At 62.4% G+C, this 476-nt stretch carries 1 protein-coding gene; it reads left to right on the top strand.

Annotation, left to right across the window (positions count from 1 at the left end):
* Nucleotides 1–204: DUF5305 family protein (locus tag EXE45_RS20015; RefSeq protein ID WP_241989535.1), on the top strand; the 204-nt coding region annotated here is incomplete at its 5' end.
* Nucleotides 205–476 lie beyond the last annotated feature (272 nt).

Below are 476 nucleotides of genomic sequence, written 5' to 3'. Positions count from 1 at the left end.
ATCCTCGTCGACGACTTAGAGGGGTTAGTCGACGTCGCGATAGACACGAACAAACGCGTCATCAAAGACGAGCAGCTCGGGGTGTGTACGGTCCTCGACGGCGAGTTCGCGTATTTGTACGTCCAACCAGACTCGCCCGCGAGCGACTGGCTCGTCAACTACGCCGACATGACGATGGACGAGTTCCAAGAGTTCGACTTCTGAGTCAGTGGTTTCGTTCGGCGACAGTGCGGTCCAGCTTTCGCGAGGGGGTAGCCCGGCTCATGTCCGGGACGTTCGGTACCGCGGTCACGAGGCGCTCACGGCGGTTCGTCGATGTCGCCGAGGCGGTACCGCCGACTCTGTATCACCTGTGCGATGGAGGAAGCGAGGAACACTCCGACGATGACGGCCGCCCACCCGAGCGCCGGAACCGGCTCCGTGGGGACGAACCCAGTCCAGATACCGCCGAGGACGACAGCCGACAGAAGCGAGAT

The sequence above is a fragment of the Halorubrum sp. SP9 genome (assembly GCF_005435015.1).
GTDB classification, from domain to species: Archaea; Halobacteriota; Halobacteria; order Halobacteriales; family Haloferacaceae; genus Halorubrum; species Halorubrum sodomense.
The sequence above is the reverse complement of the archived record's forward strand: the minus strand, read 5'-3'. Positions and strand labels throughout refer to the sequence as shown.